Consider the following 20,064-nt stretch of genomic DNA (forward strand, 5'->3'; position numbering starts at 1 on the left):
GTTAGGAATATTATTATTAAAATTTTTTCGTAGAAATTTTACTTAAGATAAAATTACATATAAGGCTTGTTTAAAACTAGTAAAAATAATTAATGTTAATGTAATTGTGAAAAAAAATAAAAAAAGTATTTTGTTCAAATTTATCCTCTCCAATATCCTAAATATACTTTAATGTCAACTTTTTTATTTTATTAGGTTTGAACATATTTCACAACAATAAAATTAATAATGATTAAAAGTTTAAATATTCTGATTTTTGTGAGTATATACAATGATTGCCGAAAGCATTTTATTCCTTTAAAATGAGTTATGAAATCGTTTTAAATATAGATAAAATTTAGATTAATGCAATACAAGGAGTAAAAAATGATTAACAAAAATTCCCCAATACCAATTTATCATCAATTATTAGAATACATAAAATGTAAAATCGCATCAGGTGAATACCCCGCTGATGAATTAATTCCATCAGAAAGAGAGTTTTCAGAGAAATTCCAAATATCTCGCATGACCGTTCGACAAGCATTAAATAATTTAGTTCAAGAAGGAATTGTCTATAGGCAAAAAGGTAAAGGTACATTTGTTAGTCGTCAACAAGTTGAAAAAAAAATTAGCAGATTAAATAGTTACACAGAAGAAATGATTGAAAGAGGTTTAAAACCAAGTAGTAGATTAATTCAATTTGATATCTTAAATTCTGATAAAGCATTATCTACTATACTTAAGATAAAAGAAAACGATCCCATTTATTTTATTAAACGAGTCCGATTAGCAGACTCAATTCCTATGTCGATTGAAAGTATTCATGTGTCATGTGATATAGCTCCAAACCTAAATCAAAGTGTTTTAGAAAAATCATTCTTTGATTATGTAAATGCCAATATTCCGGACCCTATTCAATATGCTGATCAATCGATTCAAGCTAGAATGCCTTCTGAAGAAGAAGCTCAATTATTAGAAATTCCGCCGAATTGTCCCGTATTAGCAATTTATCGTACAACCTATTTAAGAAGTGGCAAAGTTTTAGAATACGAATTGACTGTATACAGAGCGGACCGCTACAAGCTTGTACATTCTTTATCTAGAAATGATTAATAGTATAGAAATAAAAGTGTTTTAGAACGAAAAAAAGCCAGGGATTCCTGGCTTTTTTATTTAAAGAAAACCCCAATTTGTTTAAATAGTCCGCCTACTTGATTCATGGTATTCATCATTTGACCCGCTGTAGACATCATTTTAGGGACATCGTACGAACCGGAACCATTTTTAAATTGATTTAATATTGATGAAAACTGAAAAGATTGACCATTATTATTTTGTTGGTTTAATTTTTTTGGTTGAGTTGGATAAGGTGTACTTGGCGCAAACATTGGTGGAGTTGTAAATGGACCTTGTTGTAACATTTGTGCATGTTGAGGTTGCATGGAATACTGGTGATTTTGTGGGCTAGTTAAATAGTTCGTTTGATTACCAAATTGTGAAGGATTCATTGGCATATGTGGATATTGATTTTGCATCATCCCGAAATAATTAGGATCGTATTGATACCCTTGGTTATACGAAACAGCAGGATGTTGCATTGAAAACTGTTGTGGTGCTGCATACTGGACTTGACTTAATTGACCATAACTACCAGTTTGTATTGATGGTCCCCCATAAGGAGATGGCTCAATCATCTGTGATTGTTGGATTGGTTGTGGTGGTTGTGTTAGTTGAGTTGACGGTGTATGTTGTGTCTGTTGCGATTGAACTGGTGGTTGTTGAGTATTAATAGTAGGATTTTGGGAAAAAGGTTGAATTGTATTTCCATAGTAACGCTGATTTTCATTCGTTAATTGGTTCATTTCTGGATAATTAAAATTCTCATCAATCATTTGATTTTGTTTTCTAAACCACTCAAAGCTGTTATCTGAATGATTTGGAGGAAACATTTGAGATCCCATATTCTCACATCCATTATAAGTTTTCTCATTTATAAATATGTTACAAATGCCTATTCTGTTACTTCTATTATCTTATGCGCTATTTGTCATAATATGTCGGAAGTTTAAATTTTTAAAAAAATTTAAATCTTAAATATTTATGATACATTTTATATAGTTATACAAGTTGTTAATTAAATTTTAATGTTGGAGGGGTAATAATGACTTTACAAGAATTAAAGAGCAAGTTTATTTCATCAAAAAGTTTCGAACCAACTGACTTTAATCAATTAATGGACTTTTTACAACAAAATTACCTAAATGGTGAGGTTACTATTCAACATTACAGAGAATTAGTTAAAGAACTTGAACGTTTTGGCGCTTGTAAGCCAATTTAGTAAACGGGAATATTAATATTATAAGAAATAAAGCGATACACATTTACTAAATTGTAAAAGTGTATCGCTTTATTTAATTCCTTTTATTTACTTATACCTTCATTCAAATCAAACATCTTCTACTTATATATGATTATTAAATGTTAAATGCTAATTGTCTTCCTAAAAATGGTGTTGAAATCCAACTACCACCCTCTTTTGCTTGACTTACTTTCTTTTCAAAATGATGAAGATGCACTGTTGTTGACTGGATCTTATTTAAAAGTGAATTCTTTTCTTCATCACACTTTTGATCAATTCTTAAAGCTAAGGAGTGCTCAATAAATTCAACCTCATTTAAAAATTCATCAATAGCACGAAAAAAATCTTCTCTTTGAATTAACTCCATACAGTTCAACTCCTCTTCCTAATTTTCTAAATTTTCTTTACAAAATAAATTCAACAACCGTTCATCTACCTCCTTCTTCACTGACAAAACTAGAACTATTTCGCTAAACAAAGTGAATAAAGGTATTTTCATCTATAATTTCGACAAAAAACTTGTAACGTGGAACAGAATTGGGAAAGGTATATTACATGGAGGTGTTTCAAATGGCAAAAAACAAAAATGAAAAAAAGAAAAAGCAAGAAAAAAGTAAAAGTCAACAAACTGGTAATCCAAAATTAGATGGTCCTAATTTCCCTGCTACATAAATGTTGGGACACAATCGATTTGATTGACATTATTTCTATAAAATTTAAATGAAAAAAGCTAGCATTTATGTGCTAGCTTTTTTCAGAGTGTTGAAATATAAATCGGTCATTAATGAAAATGTACAATAAGTGAACAATGTATTAATGAATATAATATTCATTTTTGGAAGATCTCGAGGCTCAAGAATCTCGCCCCATGAAAAACGAGCAACCTGTAGTGGAAATCAATATCACACTACTCCTTTTACGAAAATTTGGTACTTAGTTGATAAGATCGTTTTTCAACAGCGTGAAAAACAGCTAGCATTATTATTGAAAAATCGATTTCAATTTTAACAACGAACTAAGCAGCTCTTGCTTAATTAAAAAAGTTTCCTTAAAACTATCCCCACTCGTAACTACTTCATTTTCATACCATTCATTTAAAATTTTACTATTTGTGTACCAATCATCCTCAACAGTTCGTGTGTGAGGGATGATTGGATAGACATCTCTTAATTTCGGATTATTTGAGCTTGTAATTCCAACTAACCCTTCGTAATCACTTCTACTGCCTGTGTGAATAGTTTGCGTAGCAAAATCGATAAACTCATTGTGTATATCTTCATGAAATAAAATAGAATATAATTGTTTCCCAATCTGTATCCTTTTCGATAAATCTTCAAATTGGAAAATAACAAGTCCATATAGTTCCCCATTACTTGATGGAAATATAACATAACTAAGTTTTAATTGTTCCTGGAGTTTAAATGCTAAAGAATTAAAAACTTCATTTTTAAAAAATTTATTTTGAATGACAGGTCTTTCAATCATATTTTGTTCGTTAATGATCAATGAATAGACTAGTCTTTTCTTATCTCGATCCGTCCAATATTTCTCCCATTCAATTTCCATAAAACTAGATACTGAGAAATATTTCAATAGGTAAAATAATGGCTTATTTTTTACTTTTGAATATTCAAAAAGAAGTAACTGTGGAAATGCATCTAAAAAAATAATCCAATTTGCACGTTCATACGTCATAAAAAGCTGTTTTCTTTGTTTTACACTTAGTCCATTAACGAATATTTCGTTTTCCAAATCAGTCATGTTATAGCCTGCATTACGTGATACCATACTTGCAAGAAAAGACCACTCTATTTCACTTTGTCTTAAAAAATATTCTTGGTATGCAATCGTTCTGGAAATATTATCAGCATTATATTTAACTGTTTCTTTCTTTATTAAATCAATAAGTTTTGCTTCTTCATGTGATAAATTGTGATCTTCTCTTCTTTTTTTTATGAAACCTTTCCAGCTTTCATGGTTTGCATTCATTGACTCACCCCAAGCAATCTGGTATTTTTTTACACGAACATCTGTTTTAGTGCTATAATACGAGTTGTATGTAAATTAAGGTGGAGTTGGTTTTATGACAATAAGTTATCCAAATCGAAGAAATAATGTAGTTCAAAAAAGTCAAAAAAATAACGAAATACAAGTAAAATCAAATAATACTTATAGTAATCGCGGAATGTCACTTGAAGATGATTTAAATGCTACTAATACGTATTATTTATCAAATAACATCGCAAACATACATAAAAAACCAACACCTGTACAAATCGTAAAAGTAGACTATCCAAAAAGAAGCGCTGCAGTTATTAGAGAGGCCTATTTTAAACAGCCTTCAACAACCGACTATAATGGCATCTATAAAGGGAAGTATATTGATTTTGAAGCCAAGGAAACGAATAATAAGACTAGTTTTCCTTTACAAAATTTCCATTTACACCAAATAGAGCATATGGAAAATGTACTGAATCACGGTGGAATTTCGTTTGTCATATTAAAATTTTCATTATATAATGAAATTTATTTTATGAAAGCAACTGATATTCTTACCTTTTGGAAAAGGCAAACAGATGGTGGAAGAAAATCAATATCTAGAGAAGAATGCAAAGAGTATGGAACGTTACTTAAACCAAGTTATCCAATCATTGTTCCTTACTTAAAATGTATCGATGAACTTTTTGTAATTTAATATTTTAATAAATTCATTAAGTTCATTTGAAAGGCAGGAGAAACAAAAAAATGGCAAAAGAGTATAGTTCTCGACAAGAACGAAAACAATTGGAAATGGAAAAGCCTTCAAATGTAAAACCAAAAAAACGTGAAGGTTTATGGAAAAAGATTACATTAACAATATTAACTTTAGCGGTACTTTGTATTCTTGGGGGAGTTGGGACTTTCTATTATTTAGTAAGTGATGCTCCTAAACTTGATGAATCAAAGCTAAAAGTACCTTTATCGTCTACGATTCTAGATAAAAATGGGAATGTTATTGCGGAACTAGGAACAGAACAAAGAACAAAAGTTTCATATAACGAGATTCCTAAAGTAGTAGAAGATGCTTTTATTGCTACTGAGGACGTACGTTTTTATAAGCATAAAGGTGTTGATATCCGCCGTGTGCTTGGCGCAGTTTTAGCTAATATTACTGGTGGATTTGGATCACAAGGTGGTAGTACGATTACTCAACAAGTTGTCAAAAACTCATTCTTGTCTCCACAAAAAACAATTAAACGTAAAGTACAAGAATGGTATTTATCATTCCAGCTTGAACAAAAATATTCTAAACAACAAATTTTAGAAATGTATTTAAATAAAGTTTACTTCTCAAATGGTTTAAAAGGCCGCGGAGTTTATGGTGTAGCAAAAGCAAGTGAAACATATTTTAGTAAAGATTTATCGAAAATTACATTACCTGAAGCAGCTACACTAGCTGGTATGGTACAAAGTCCAAATAACTACAATCCAGCAAAACATCCAGCTCAATCAGAAGCTAGAAGAAATGTTGTATTAAGTCAAATGAAAAAATATGGTTACATCACTAAGGAACAATATGCTAGTGCAAAAGCAATTCCTGAGAAATCATTAGTTAAAGTTCATGAAAGTGGCCAAACAAAGTACCAAGCATTCATTGATGTAGTTATGGATGAGGTTAAAAAATACGGTGATGCAGATATAAATACAGATGGATTAACAATTGAAACAACTTTAGATCCTAAAGCACAAGATAAAGCAGATGAAATTATTAATCGAGGATCTGAATTTTATCCAAGCGATGATTTCCAAACTGGTTTTGTACTAACTGACACTAAAACAGGTGAAATTAAAGCTGTAGGTGCTGGAAGAAACACAACTAGTGGTGGTCTAAACTTTGCAACAGATATTAAAAGACAACCTGGTTCAACTATTAAACCAATCCTTGACTACGGTCCTGCGATTCAATATTTAAAATGGTCTACTAATCATCAACTTGTTGATGAACCATATCAATATTCTGATGGAACACCTATCCGAAACGCTGATAAATCTTATAAAGGTAAATTATCGATTCGTAAGGCGTTAATCGGTTCAAGAAATATTCCTGCATTAAAAACAATGCAGCAAGTTGGATTAGATAAATCACGTGAATTTGGTAACGGACTTGGATTTAACTTCCAAAAGAACAGTTTTTACGAGTCTCATGCAATCGGTGGATTTACAGGTGTATCTGCAATGGAAATGGCAGGTGCATATGCAGCCTTCGGTAATGGCGGTGTTTATATAAAACCACATGCTGTTACGAAAATAATCTATCAAGATAAAACTGAAAAAGTATTATCTCCTGAACCAAAACAAGCAATGAGTGATTACACTGCATATATGATTACAGATATGCTACGTGATGTTGTTAAGGCTCCAGGTGGTACGGGTGGTAGAGCTAATGTACCTGGTCTTGATATGGCAGGTAAAACTGGTACTACAAACTACCCACAAGAAGTAAAAGACAAGTATGGCTTCCCTTCAAACGCAACTCGAGATAGTTGGTTTGTTGGTTATACTCCAGATGTTACTGTTTCGGTATGGACTGGATATGAGAAAAATAAAGAAGGTCATTATTTAAGTAAAACATCAACAAATCTAGCTAAATATATAGCTAGAGATATGTTGGCAGCAACAGCTGATCGTTCATCTGCGTTCCATAAACCAAGTTCAGTTGTAAATGTTCAAAACGAATTATATATTAAAGGTGAAAAAATGGATGATCTTCCTACACCAGATACATTAGATTCAGCTAAAAATGTTACAGCGAAATATGATGAAAAAACGAGCAGTGTTTCGTTAAATTGGCAGTATCCTGCTGAGTTACTTGCTTCTACTACTTTTGAAGTAAACTATGATATAAACGGTGTTAAAGGCCAAACTCAAAAAGTAAATGGTACATCAGCAAAAATTAATGGTATTGTAGCTGGAAACAAAGTAAAAATTACGATCGTAGCAACTAATGGCGATACAAAGAGTGCTGCGGTTACTGTTACAGTCGATTTAACTACTACAGAAGAGCCAACTACCCCACCAGCTGATAATAACGGTAATGGCAACGATAACGGCAATGGTAACGGTAATGGCAACGATAACGGCAATGGTAATGGTAACGGTAATGGTACTGGTAATGGTAACGGTAATGGTAATGGTAACGGTAACGGTAACGGTAACGGTAACGGTAACGGTAATGGTAACGGTAATGGTAATGGTAATGGTAATGGTAATGGTACTGGTACTGGTGACGGCACTGGTACTGGTACTGGTGACGGTACTGGTACTGGTACTGGAACTGGTGATGGAACTGGTGATGGAACTGGTGATGGCAAAGGTGACGGCACTGGTGATGGTAATACAAATCCAACTACACCACCTACTACACCAGATCCAAATAAACCATCAAAACCAACAAATACGAATCCAACTTCGTATAACTCAGATTCATACTCTAATAATCGATTTAATAAGTTGGAACGTAATATTATTGCATAAATTAAAACCTCCTCATTTTTTGAGGAGGTTTTGCTATGTAACTATTCTAAAATAAATCCCCTTGCCTTTCTTTTTATTAAGTCCGAGAATTTCCAATTTACTCTAAACTAAAATAAACCTCCTCAACTTGAGGAGGTTTTGCTATGTAATTAATCTAATTAAATCTTCTTGCCTTTCCATATATTAAGCTTGAGAATTGGCAATTTACTCTAAATCTAAAATTCCTCCTCATCTTGAGGAGGTTATTTTTTGCTTATAATAAAGCTTTTCTAATTCCGTATATAAGCCAGAAAGTTGAATAAATGAGTGATAGTGATCAGGTTGATTTAATACAAAACTAATTCGCTCGTCTAAATTGATTGGCTTAATCTTTAATTTATCTAACTCAAGTAATAAATTATTTAAATTAAGCAGCATTTGGCCGTTTATCCATGTAAGAATTGATATAAAATTAGCTAACCCTCTTATCATTGGCTCACACGCAAGTTTTCGATTCCGTTGTTTAAAGTAGTTAGAAATGTGTTTTGATTCATCTTTCCACTCAATAAACATTTGTTTAATAATCTCTTCACTTTCATTCGGTATTTTTGAGCTCTTATTAACTAGAATCTGATTGCTTTCATAAAAAAACGGTTTATTTTTAATTTTAATTTCTTCATTTATTAGTTCATTAGAATTGTTTTTATAAAATGGCGTAACGATAAAATCCTTATAAATACTATTTGTCATTTACTTTCTTCACTTTCATTCGTTTTTTTCCTTCTCTACACATTTCAAGTAAAGGACATACCTCACAACTCGGTCTTTGAGCTTTACAATGGTATCTACCAAAAAATATTAGACGATGATGAGTTACTCCCCAGTCTTCGATTGGAACTTTTTTCATTAATGTCTCTTCTACTTCTAAAACAGAATCTTTCCAACGACATATAGCTAATCTTTTTGAAACCCTCTCTACATGAGTATCTACTGCGATTGCTGGAATATTAAATGCGACAGACATTACAACATTAGCTGTCTTTCTACCGACTCCAGGCAATTTTACCAGCTCTTCTCTAGTACGTGGAACTTCTCCATTAAAATCATTAATAATCATTTCACTTAATTTCTGGATATTTTTTGCTTTGTTCCTAAAAAGTCCAATAGAGCGAATATCATTTTGTAATTCCTCTAAAGAAACATTTAAATAATCCTTAGGTTCTTTATATTTTTCAAATAGGTTTTTTGTCACTTTATTTACTAAAACATCAGTACATTGCGCAGATAAAGCTACCGCTACTACTAATTCAAACGGATTCTTATGGTTTAACTCACAATGTGCATCCGGGAACATATCACCCATTATTTTTAGTACTTCATTTATTTGTTGCTTATTTAACATTTCAAAACACTCCTTACTAAACAAAAGCGAGGAGCATGTCCTCGCTTCAGATTGTCCCCCAAGCGCTCGCTTTCTTCGTTACTTCGCCTGTCTGCGGTGCTCATTACCGTTTAGGTAATTCCGCTCCTCACCAGGCTTCGTGCCTCTAAAGACAAGCGCTTTCAATCAGTCTGAAAATCAAATTTTTGGTACATTGTTTACACAATAAAGCGAGGAGCATGTCCTCGCTTTATTTTTCAAGCCAATTATAAAAAGGAATTGATCCTGTATACTTTGTTTCGTTTTGTGGTTCTCTTGTTTCTTTTTTTCTAAAATGCTTACTATAATTCATTGCTTGATCTACTTGCTTAATTCCGTTTTTCTTCCACTCAAAAAGAATACGATCTATATAACGAAAATTTAATTTCCCACTTATAACTGCTTCTTTCAGTGCAGTTTTGATTAGTTTTTCATTATGATCATCTTGGTCCATCCACATTGTTAAAGTTTCAATCTCAAAAGGGGACAATAATCTACCAAATTCTTTTTCAAATACTAAGTAAATTGATTCCTCTTCTTGTTCAATAATTGAAGGAATAGTATGTGTTTCTTTTGATTGTTGACCATTTTGGGTAATATTAACTAATTTTAACCATAATGGAGAAAGTGAATATGCCTCACATCGTAAGTTATGTTGGTCAATTTCTTCCGTAATTTCTAATAAACCTTTTTTAAGAAGTTCTCGAATAACTTCCATACATTTTTGTTCATTTATTGACATAATTTTTGCTAATTGAGTAGGTGTTGGAAACGTATGACCTTGTTGTTGAAAAGAGTAAAGCTGTAGAATCATGACTAGTTCTTCTTCATTTATGTTTAAAGAAGAATAATGACTGAGAAGTATATTTGGAATGCTAATATTCCCAAATTGAATCCAGTTTAGAATGCTATTATTATTCACTTCGAACACCTCTAGCATAGTATAGCATGATTACATAAAATATACAGTAAAAGAAACTCGTGAAATAAAAATAAATAGAGGCCTGGAAATCACACCTCTATTATAGTATATCTATTTAATATTTAAAAAACCAACTAATAAATTATTTAATTAAGGATATAGTCTGTTAAATATATTGTGAATGGTTTTGCTTTATTGTGCTATTAAATCACACAAAAATGTCTACTGAAAAAAGCTAAGCATATGCTTAGCTTCATTGTTAAAAATAGAGATTCCCATGGATAGGAATTAACTTAAGATACTTGCTTTCATAAATTGTTCAATGCGTTCTAAAGCTTTATCTAACTGTACTTGAGATGTTGCATATGATAAGCGAATATTATCAGGTGAACCAAAGCCTGAACCAGGTATTACCGCAACATTAGCTTTTTCAAGTAATTCAGTAGAGAATTCATCTACATTTTGATATCCAGCCATTTTAGCTGCCTCAGTCACATTTGGGAATAGATAAAATGCACCATTCGGTTTAACACAGCTAAATCCTGGAATTGAAATTAAGCGCTCATAAGTTTTATTTAAACGATCTTCAAACGCTACTCTCATTTCTTCAATAGGACCATCGCCTAACTCATATGCTTTAATCGTAGCGATTTGGGCCATTGTAGTAGGATTCGAAGTAGAGTGGCTAGCAAGATTTGTCATCGCATTGATTATTTCCTTATTACCAACAGCATAACCAATTCTCCATCCTGTCATTGAATGAGATTTTGATACTCCATTGATAATAATCGTTTGCTCTTTAAGCTCTGGGCTTAATGAAGCAATTGAAACATGCTTTGCACCATCATATACTAATTTCTCATATATTTCGTCAGATACGATTAATATATCATGTTTTAAACAAATCTCTCCGATTGCTTTTAATTCTTGCTCATCATAAATCATACCAGTTGGATTACTTGGTGAGTTTATAATGATCGCTTTTGTATTCTCTGTAATTGCTGCTTCGATTTGTTCAGGTGTTACTTTAAATTGTTGATGTTCATATCCTTCAATAAATACTGGCACACCTTCAGCTAATATAACTTGCTCAGGATAGCTTACCCAGTAAGGTGTCGGAATAATAACTTCGTGACCAGGGTCTAAAATTGCTTGGAAAAGTGTGTAAAGTGCATGTTTTGCACCATTTGTTACAACAACCTCTCCCGGAGAATAAGTTAATCCTTGATCTTTTAATAACTTATCACAAATAGTTTTTCTTAAGGCTGGTAAACCGTTTGAAGGAGTATATTTTGTTTGGCCGTTAAGCATTGCTGAATAAGCTGCTTCAATAATTTCAATTGGTGTATTAAAATCAGGTTCACCTGCTCCTAATCCTATTACATCAATTCCTTGATCTTTCATCTCTTTTGCTTTTGCTGTAATAGCTAGTGTTGTAGATGGTGTTAGTGCACTTACTCTTTTTGCTAGTTTCATCTTGTTAATTTCCCCCTAAATACTATAACGTTTTAAAAGCTCTCCATTTTCGAAAGCAGCGTAGTAAAAATTATATCGGCCGTTTTGGTCTATATATACTACTTCCCAAAGTGGTATTTTGTTCTCTATTCCTAACTTTACTTTATGTATTTTTTTTGGGTTTCTCTCACTGACTACTTTGTCAATGATTTGTTTTTGGGTCAATCCTTCACTTTTCTTTCGTGTAATAACTTCTCCATCCTGTACCCACGCAATCATTTCATTATTTGCATCATCTTTACCACTTACAACGATTGCTTGTTCTTTTCCATGGAAATAATCTGAAGTTTCCACAGATTTTAAATACCCTTGATTTAATACAAGCTCTTCGGCATGTTTTTTATCATCATTTAGCTTTGAAATTGATGATTGATATGTGGCGATTAAAAATAATGAAAGAAAAATGATGCTTAATCCAAGGATGACTAACCATTTTTTCATATATACCTCATTTATGTTCGATAAATTGTAAATACCGCATATTCTTGATCTTCTTTATCAAGTGCAAGTCCAAACATTAAATCTTTTTCTTTTAAAGTACGATTTAAACTATCAACAATTTTGTATAAATCTCTAGTATATTCAATTTTTGTTGTTGATAATACTTCAATATTTGAATTCATGTTGCTCCTCCTAAAAATGTATTATAAATACATTACAATTTATGTCATTATACCACACGTCTAGCCTGAAATCCCCTACTATTCTCATGCTAAATTTTGAAAAACTACTAAAAATCTTTTAATAATTCATCAATTGTATTTATTTTTATTTTATTTTTTGGGATTAACTTTAAAAATTCTCCACCATAGCTAGTATTTATTATGCGATTATCTAAAACAAATAATGAACCTTGATCTTTTTCATTTCGAATTAGACGACCATAACCTTGTCTAAACTTAAATACGGCTAATGGTAAAGCCAAACTTGAGAAAGAATTTTCTCCAGCTTTTTTTAATAAATTTGATTTAGCAATAAACATAGGCTTTTCAGGGTTTGTAAACGGTAAGCGTACAATGATTAAACAATCTAATTCTTCATTAGGTAGGTCAATTCCTTCCCAAAAAGTGTTCGTACCTAATAAAATTGTTTGTTTAGATTGTAAAAACTGTTTTATTAACTTTTGTTTTCCTCCAGGAGAAACACCTTGAGCTAATACAGATGAATTCAGTGAATCAAAATTTTGTATTAATTGATCATAAGTCTGTTTTAATAAATCAAAAGCTGTAAATAAAACTAATGTTCTACCTTTTATTTCGGTAACAATTTTACGAATTGTATTCGAAGTTTGTAATGCGTACTCTTCTTGTGTGATTTCTTTTATTCCCATTAAATCTGATGGAATATACACTTTCATCCCTTGGGCAAAATCATTTGGGACGGGGTAGATTTTTTCAACGACATTAATATTTTCACTAATTCCTAATGATGACTTTATAAATGAGAAGGATGAATCAATCGACATCGTTGCAGACGTTAGTACGATTGAATTTCTGCCACTAATTAAATAATTTTGTATTAAATCTGCATTTTCAACTTTCTCACAATAAAGCATCGTTGTATGAAATGAGCCTTTTGCTTCAGTTTCCATCCAGCAAATATAATGTTCATTTTTATCGAATAATATTTCATAAAGACCATTTTTCATGTTTTTTAATTGTTCAATAATCATTTTAAATTCTGAAACGATTGAACGATGAAACGCTGATCCCTTTTTCTCTTCAATTAAATTCAAATATTGCTCGCAACCCGTGAATAAAGTATTATTCACATGAATTAATCTATTTGCACATTCTTGAATAACCTTCCAATTTTGGCTAGCAGTATTTTTATCACTTAGTGTAATTGATTGTCTAATGTTTTCTTTATCAAACTCATTTTGTTTACTTAAAATAAAATCACGTAATAATCTAAATAACTCTTCAGATTCATACTTTATTTCTTTTACTAAGTGATCAACTTTTTTCCACCATTTTTCACGATTAGGTATTCCCTCATCAAATTTATATAATCGGTGAACAAGTTCATTACTATCAGTAGTACTTAATCTACTTAAATATTGATAATATTTTAAGCATGAAAAAGTGATTCCAAAAGTTTTTGATGCAGTCTCTTCAAGAGCATGTGCCTCATCAATTACAATCGTTTTGACAGAATTAATAAAGTGATCTTTATTTTTTAAAGTCGATAATAAATAAGCATGGTTTGTAATAATTATATCGGCTAACATTAATTGATTTTTAGCCCTTTGATAAAAACATTTATGAAACCAAGGATTTGTTCTTTTATTTTCACTTTCTTCGTTACAACAAACACGGTCCCATAAATGTAAGCCACCTGAAGGAAGTGATAATTCATCTAATTCTCCATTTTCAGTTTCAGTTAACCAAACTGTTATCATAGCTTTAGATAAAATACTATCGTAATTATCATCAAATTGTTCTCCAACAATATATTCGAATTTTTGGAGACATAGATAATTTCTTTTACTTTGTATAGAAGCTATTTTTAACTGAAAAGGTACAATTTTTTCAATCGTCTTTATATGTTTTTTAAGTAATTGTTTTTGTAATGAGATCGTACTTGTACTAATGACAACTTGTTTGCCGAATTGTTTTGAGAAAAATGCTGATGGAATTAAATACCCAAAAGTTTTGCCTACACCTGTTCCAGCCTCAGCTAAGAGAATATTATTCTGACTAAATGCATCGAACACATCATGCATATATGCAAATTGTTCTTCTCTTTTTATAAAGTTTGGAATTACCACAGCCATCTGATCTACAAGTTCACGCTTAAGATGCTCGTCGAATTCAACGAAATCTTCTTCTTCTTGTGGTAAACTAAAGCTTCTTTTTTTAATGGCGATTCGTCTAAATTCTTCATAATCAACAGTTTCATTTGAAAATGATTCAGATTGCTTTTGAAGTATTTCCGAAATATAGTATGTAATGTCGCTTTTAAAACTTGTGCTAAGTTTTTCTAATATTTTTAATGATGCATATGGTAAGCTTTCAAGTTTTTTTAATAAAATTGTTAATAATTCGGCAGTTACTTCAGCATCACTATCAGCTTGATGAGGATTTTCATGTTCAATATTAAATACTTTTGCTAAATCAGATAATTTATAACTAGTTAAAGTTGGATATAAAATTCTTGTTAACTCCACTGTATCAATAGCTAACGGTGAAATTTTTGGTAAACCAATCCGCTCAAATTCTTTTTGCAAAAATGTTAAGTCAAAATGAACATTGTGTGCAACGAAATAGGCGTCATTAAACATCGGATATAATTCTTCAACTATTTGTTCAAATTGAGGAGCGTATTGAACCATTTCATCTGATATCCCTGTTAGTTCGGAAATAAATGTTGGAATATTCATGTTTGGATTTATAAAACTTGAAAATTGTTCAATAACTTCTCCATTTTCCAATAAAAAGGCTGCAATTTGAATAATTCGATCTTGACCTCTATTATTATTTCCGGTTGTTTCTAGGTCAACGACCACAAATTTATTCATATTTTGCCACCTCCAAATTCTCTATATAGATATTATTTTGCATAAACAGATTAAACAATACAACCAACAAAAAAATCCCCTAAAGAAGGGGATTTCAAATTGCCCTCAAACACTCGTTTTCTTCGTTGTTTCTCTTGTCTGTTAAAAAATTGATCTCAACAAGTAATTTCATGTTTCGAAATTCAAAAGTTGACAGACAAAGCCTAATGCCCAATTCTATTACTTTACTGTACCTGCAATTTCTTTGCCAATCATTTCGACAATTTCATTTGCATCGTTTAATATAGCAATCTTTGGTTCATGTTGAGCCAGTTTCTCTTCCTCTACTTGACCATAAGCAATAATAATTACTTTGTCACCTTCTTGAACCAATCTAGCTGCTGCACCATTAAGACAAATTACACCACTTCCACGTTTTCCTGGAATAACATATGTCTCAAGTCGTGCACCGTTATTATTATTTACAATTTGAACTTTTTCGTTTTCAAGTACGTCAACTGCATCCATTAAATCTTGGTCAATTGTAATACTTCCTACATAATTTAAATTAGCTTCTGTAACTGTAGCTCTATGAAGCTTTGCTCTCATCATTGTGCGAATCATGTTATTTCCCCCTAGTTGTTCAATCCTTAAATAGAAATAATAATATTATCGATTAGGCGAGCATTAGTAAACTTAACTGCTAATGCAATAATTACTTTTCCATTTATTTTATTTAAAGGCTCTAAATCTGGATAAGAATAAATACTTACGTAATCTACTGTTCCAGATGTTTCGCTTTGTATTGTAGATATAATATTTTGCTTAAGTTGATCTGGATTTAGATTCCCATTTTTTATATCTTCAACTGCTGCTTGTAAACTTTTATAAAGAACAGGTGCTTCTTGTCTTTCTTTGTCTGATAAATAGACATTTCTAGAACTTTTAGCTAATCCATCTTCTTCTCTAATAGTTGGAACTGGATTAATTTTTACAGGAATGTTGAAGTCTTCAACTAAACCTTCAATTACAGCTACTTGTTGAGCATCCTTTAAACCAAAATAAACCTGATCTGGTTGAACAATATTAAATAATTTTGTTACGACTAATGCAACGCCATCAAAATGTCCAGGTCTTTTTTCACCACAAAGGACATCAACTCGTTTTGTTACTTTCATTGTCGATTTTAATTCATTTGGATACATTTCTTCAACTGTTGGATAAAAGAGGCAATCTACCCCAGCATTTAGTGCAACTTTTTCATCTCTGTCAAAGTCCCTAGGATATCGATCAAAATCTTCATTAGGGCCAAATTGAGTCGGATTTACAAAAATACTTAATACGACGATATCATTATTTTTTCTAGCTTCTTCTAATAATGATGCATGACCTTCATGTAAAAAACCCATCGTTGGAACAAATCCAATCGATTTTTCATTTTTTCTGTGAATTTTTAATTCATTTCTTAAATCTTTTATAGTGTGAAACACTTTCATTGCGAACTTCCCCCGTATAATGCCTTTAACTGTTCTTCTTTCATCGTAAACGAATGTTTAGTATCTGGAAATTGTCTAGCTTTAACTTCTTGCACATATGAAGCAATTGCATTTTCAATTGTTGTAGATACATTTGCATACTGTTTAACAAACTTAGCTACTCGCCCAACACCATATGTTATTAAATCATGGTAAACAAGTACTTGACCATCTGTATCAACACCTGCACCTATTCCTATTGTCGGAATTGAAAGATCCTTCGTAATGTCCTTTGCAATTTGCTTTGGTACACATTCAAGTACGATTGCAAAAGCGCCAGCTTCTTCACATTTTTTTGCATCGTTAAACAATTTCATTGCACTTTCAGAATCACGTGCTTGAACTTTATACCCACCTAATACGCCTACTGATTGTGGAGTCAATCCTAAATGAGCTACAACTGGTACTCCAGCGATTGTTAATGCTTTAATCACATCTAAAACATTTTCATCTGCGCCTTCAACCTTAACAGCGTGCGCATCACCCTCTTGCATAATGCGACATGCACTACGTAAAGCCTCTTCTTTTGAAAAATGGTAAGACATGAATGGCATATCTGTTACGATAAACGTATTTTTTGCCCCGCGCTTTACGGCTTTTGAGTGATGAATCATGTCATCTACTGTAACCTTAATTGTAGAATCATAACCTAGGACAACATTCCCAAGTGAGTCACCGACTAAAATCATATCTACTTCACTTGCTTCTGCTAATAGTGCTGAAGGGTAATCATAAGCAGTAATCATGACGATTGGGTCATTGTTTTGTTTCATGTTTAAAAAATCTTTTGTTGTTTTCATCTTTTTTCCTCCTTTTAAATGAGAGGAAATGGGGGCTACAATAAAAAAACTTTGCTCCGGTAGAGAACAAAGGAAAATTGTAAACCGTCTCATTCCTCTGTCCCAGTCCATATAGGATCAAGGCAGACACATTTTTAGAATTGATTTTTTAAAACCTGGTGTAGTTCTTCTTAGGATACTAAAGTTTGATTGACCCTATTCAGATACCACCCTTGAAGCATCAGCTAAAAGTCGCGACCCTTCCACTACAGTTTATAGTAAGAATAGCAATTAAGTAAAGAAAAAACTTGGTATTATTTACAAATATACGTGACAAATATACAGCAAATAAAATAACTCTCTTTCAAATATAAAAAGAGAGTTGTTTTATTTCGTTTTTACTTATTTATCGAAATATCCGCTGAATAGATTGTATGAACATTACCTAAGTGATCTTCAATTAATAATTGACCTTCATCAGTAATTCCAATGGCATTTCCGACAATTTCTTCAGTTAAAGTCGTGGCTTTTATTTGTTTCCCTAACGAAATTGCGTAGCTTTCCCATAAAATTTTAATAGGTTTAAATCCTTTTTCTAAAAATATTTCATAGTACTTTTCAAATTCAGCTAATATAGCTTGAATTAAATTGGCTCTCATAAAGGATTGTCCTTTTTCAATACGTAAGGATGTAGCGATATCTGACAGTTCTAATGGGTAATCTTCTTCTACTTGATTTACATTGAGTCCAATACCTATGACAACACTCTTAATGCAATCAGCATCTCCTTGCATCTCAGTTAAGATTCCACAAACTTTTTTATTATTGATTAAAATATCATTTGGCCACTTTATATTTGGTTGTAAACCGGTCACTTTTTCGATTGCTGATGCAATGACTACAGCTGTTAATAAGGTTAGTTGAGGTGCTACTCTTGGTGAAATAGCTGGTCTAAGGATCACACTCATAGCTATTGCTTTTCCATCTGAAGTTAACCAGTTTCTTTGTAATCTGCCTCGACCTAATAATTGACGCTCAGCCAAAACGATTGTACCTTCAGGTGCATCATTTAGCACTAATTCATTCGCAATCGTTTGGGTTGAATTCGTTTCTTCTTGGTATACGACATTTCTTCCAAATTTTTTCGTTTCTAAACCAAGTTGAATATCCGTTGGAGTTAACCGATCTGATTTGCCCGTTATTTTATATCCAACCTTCCTAACTGCTTCAACTTCAATTCCCTCTTCTTGCAATTCTTTCATGTATTTCCAAATTGCAGTACGTGAAATTCCTAATTCATCACTCAAAAATTGACCTGATAAATATTCATTACTATTTTCCGTAAATAATTGTATGATTCTTTCTTTTACTTTTGAAGCCAATTTATAAACCACTCCTTAACAGCAAGTTGGTTATTCTCAAGCTGGTTCTCTACTATTTGAAACTCAATTTCACTTAATACTTCTTTTAACCATGGACCACCTTTTAATTGTGACCATTCTAATAAATCATTACCTGTAATACATATATCTGATTTTGAATAAATCGGTAATTGATGATATAAAGCCTTTAATATATCCTCATTAAATTCACTTGCATCGACCTTTTCAATGACACATTGTAAACGCTCGTATTTTATTGCATCCGGTAATCCAACTTGATATAACTTTGTATTGCTCCATTTAATTTTCGTTTCACTTAACAAATTATAAACCTTCAATATTTGTTTCATGCGATTATTCGACATTTTCCAATTTCTTAAAACCTGTTCTGGGCTGTCAAAATTACATGTATATAAAATTAGCGCCCAAATCTCTTCAATTGTTTTTAATGATTGAAGAGGGAGTTCTAATAGTTCATTAAACTGATTAGTATATTTTTTTAAGCTTGGAAGATGATTTACTAAATTTGTTTGTATTAATAGTTCAATGCCTTTTTTAGGAGAATTTCCTAATAACATTTTTTCTATTTCAACCGAAATGCGTTCAATTGCTATATTTTCAATTAAATGTTTATTTGATTTAATTGCGTTAAACGTTTCATCATGTAAACGAAAATCTAATTGGCTTACAAACCGTATACCTCTTAGCATTCTAAGAGCATCTTCTTGAAATCTTTCCTTAGCTTCACCGACACATCTAATTAACCCATCATAAAGATCAATTGTACCATTAAAGGGATCTATTATTTCATTTTCTATCGTCATAGCAATGGCATTCATTGTAAAATCTCTTCGTTTTAAATCTTCTTCGATCGATTTTACAAATGTAACCTCCGATGGTCTACGATAATCATGATATGTTGACTCTGTTCGGAATGTTGTGATCTCATATGGCTCACTATTTTGTATAACTAAAACCGTTCCATGCTGTAGCCCTGTAGGAACGGTTTTTGGAAAAATTGACATAACTTCCTCAGGTAAAGCTGAAGTTGCAATATCAATATCGCCAATTGTTCTATTTAATAATTTATCTCTAACACAACCACCGACAAAATAGGCCTCATAACCATTTTTTATTAATTTATCTAAAATCGGCTTTGCTTTATCAAAAATTTCCAT

General features: G+C 31.7%; 19 protein-coding genes. 4 read left to right on the forward strand and 15 right to left on the reverse strand.

The annotated features are described in order from the left end of the window. Nucleotides 1–366: 366 nt before the first annotated feature. Nucleotides 367–1,095 carry a GntR family transcriptional regulator gene (locus AB1282_RS20840; protein ID WP_056466577.1) on the forward strand — a complete coding sequence of 243 codons (729 nt, stop codon included), beginning with the start codon at nt 367–369 and terminating at the stop codon, nt 1,093–1,095. Between the two features lie 56 nt (nt 1,096–1,151). On the opposite strand, the gene AB1282_RS20845 is transcribed toward AB1282_RS20840, so the two are convergent. Further along, complete coding sequence (locus AB1282_RS20845; protein ID WP_056466580.1) at nt 1,152–1,943, reverse strand: YppG family protein; 792 nt, start codon at nt 1,941–1,943, stop codon at nt 1,152–1,154. A gap of 200 nt (nt 1,944–2,143) precedes the next feature. Here AB1282_RS20845 and yppF point away from each other — a divergent pair, with 200 nt between their 5' ends. Continuing rightward, complete coding sequence (yppF, locus tag AB1282_RS20850) at nt 2,144–2,320, forward strand: YppF family protein (RefSeq protein ID WP_082459337.1); 177 nt, start codon at nt 2,144–2,146, stop codon at nt 2,318–2,320. A gap of 136 nt (nt 2,321–2,456) precedes the next feature. On the opposite strand, the gene AB1282_RS20855 is transcribed toward yppF, so the two are convergent. Further along, nucleotides 2,457–2,708, reverse strand: coding sequence for a hypothetical protein (locus AB1282_RS20855; RefSeq protein WP_056466583.1), 252 nt, complete (start codon nt 2,706–2,708; stop codon nt 2,457–2,459). Nucleotides 2,709–3,322: 614 nt separating this feature from the next. Further along, entirely contained in the window at nt 3,323–4,330 is a 1,008-nt protein-coding gene (locus AB1282_RS20860; RefSeq protein WP_429900278.1) for a DUF2515 family protein, read from the reverse strand. A 94-nt stretch (nt 4,331–4,424) separates the two neighbouring features. On the opposite strand from AB1282_RS20860, the gene recU reads away from it, so the two are divergent. Next, entirely contained in the window at nt 4,425–5,036 is a 612-nt protein-coding gene (gene recU / locus AB1282_RS20865) for a Holliday junction resolvase RecU (protein WP_056466590.1), read from the forward strand. A 50-nt stretch (nt 5,037–5,086) separates the two neighbouring features. Next, nucleotides 5,087–7,855 carry a transglycosylase domain-containing protein gene (locus AB1282_RS20870; RefSeq protein WP_429900280.1) on the forward strand — a complete coding sequence of 923 codons (2,769 nt, stop codon included), beginning with the start codon at nt 5,087–5,089 and terminating at the stop codon, nt 7,853–7,855. 228 nt (nt 7,856–8,083) lie between these two features. On the opposite strand, the gene AB1282_RS20875 is transcribed toward AB1282_RS20870, so the two are convergent. From AB1282_RS20875 to AB1282_RS20930, 12 genes are all read right to left on the reverse strand, one after another. After that, complete coding sequence (locus AB1282_RS20875) at nt 8,084–8,584, reverse strand: YpoC family protein (RefSeq protein WP_429900282.1); 501 nt, start codon at nt 8,582–8,584, stop codon at nt 8,084–8,086. Then, nucleotides 8,574–9,236, reverse strand: a complete 663-nt coding sequence (nth, locus tag AB1282_RS20880; protein WP_056466600.1) for an endonuclease III — start codon at nt 9,234–9,236, stop codon at nt 8,574–8,576. The genes AB1282_RS20875 and nth overlap by 11 nt, the downstream gene beginning before the upstream one ends. A gap of 229 nt (nt 9,237–9,465) precedes the next feature. Beyond that, entirely contained in the window at nt 9,466–10,176 is a 711-nt protein-coding gene (locus tag AB1282_RS20885) for a DnaD domain-containing protein (RefSeq protein WP_353611567.1), read from the reverse strand. 288 nt (nt 10,177–10,464) lie between these two features. Continuing rightward, nucleotides 10,465–11,652, reverse strand: a complete 1,188-nt coding sequence (locus tag AB1282_RS20890; protein WP_056466606.1) for a pyridoxal phosphate-dependent aminotransferase — start codon at nt 11,650–11,652, stop codon at nt 10,465–10,467. Between the two features lie 15 nt (nt 11,653–11,667). After that, complete coding sequence (locus tag AB1282_RS20895; protein WP_056466609.1) at nt 11,668–12,132, reverse strand: DUF5590 domain-containing protein; 465 nt, start codon at nt 12,130–12,132, stop codon at nt 11,668–11,670. Between the two features lie 11 nt (nt 12,133–12,143). Then, on the reverse strand, nt 12,144–12,314 hold the full coding sequence (locus AB1282_RS20900) for a YpmA family protein (protein WP_082459338.1): 171 nt from the start codon (nt 12,312–12,314) through the stop codon (nt 12,144–12,146). A gap of 107 nt (nt 12,315–12,421) precedes the next feature. Then, entirely contained in the window at nt 12,422–15,211 is a 2,790-nt protein-coding gene (dinG, locus tag AB1282_RS20905; RefSeq protein WP_429900285.1) for an ATP-dependent DNA helicase DinG, read from the reverse strand. Between the two features lie 219 nt (nt 15,212–15,430). Then, nucleotides 15,431–15,814, reverse strand: coding sequence for an aspartate 1-decarboxylase (gene panD / locus AB1282_RS20910; RefSeq protein ID WP_056466615.1), 384 nt, complete (start codon nt 15,812–15,814; stop codon nt 15,431–15,433). Nucleotides 15,815–15,840: 26 nt separating this feature from the next. Next, nucleotides 15,841–16,686: a pantoate--beta-alanine ligase gene (gene panC, locus AB1282_RS20915; protein WP_056466618.1), complete on the reverse strand. Its 846-nt coding sequence runs from the start codon at nt 16,684–16,686 to the stop codon at nt 15,841–15,843. Next, nucleotides 16,683–17,525, reverse strand: a complete 843-nt coding sequence (gene panB, locus AB1282_RS20920) for a 3-methyl-2-oxobutanoate hydroxymethyltransferase (RefSeq protein ID WP_056466621.1) — start codon at nt 17,523–17,525, stop codon at nt 16,683–16,685. Before panB ends, panC begins: the two co-directional genes overlap by 4 nt. 377 nt (nt 17,526–17,902) lie before the next feature. Further along, entirely contained in the window at nt 17,903–18,886 is a 984-nt protein-coding gene (locus AB1282_RS20925; protein WP_056466622.1) for a biotin--[acetyl-CoA-carboxylase] ligase, read from the reverse strand. Beyond that, complete coding sequence (locus AB1282_RS20930) at nt 18,871–20,064, reverse strand: CCA tRNA nucleotidyltransferase (protein ID WP_429900289.1); 1,194 nt, start codon at nt 20,062–20,064, stop codon at nt 18,871–18,873. Before AB1282_RS20930 ends, AB1282_RS20925 begins: the two co-directional genes overlap by 16 nt.

The sequence above is a fragment of the Gottfriedia sp. S16(2024) genome (genome assembly GCF_050473765.1).
Lineage (GTDB): Bacteria > Bacillota > Bacilli > Bacillales > Bacillaceae_G > Gottfriedia.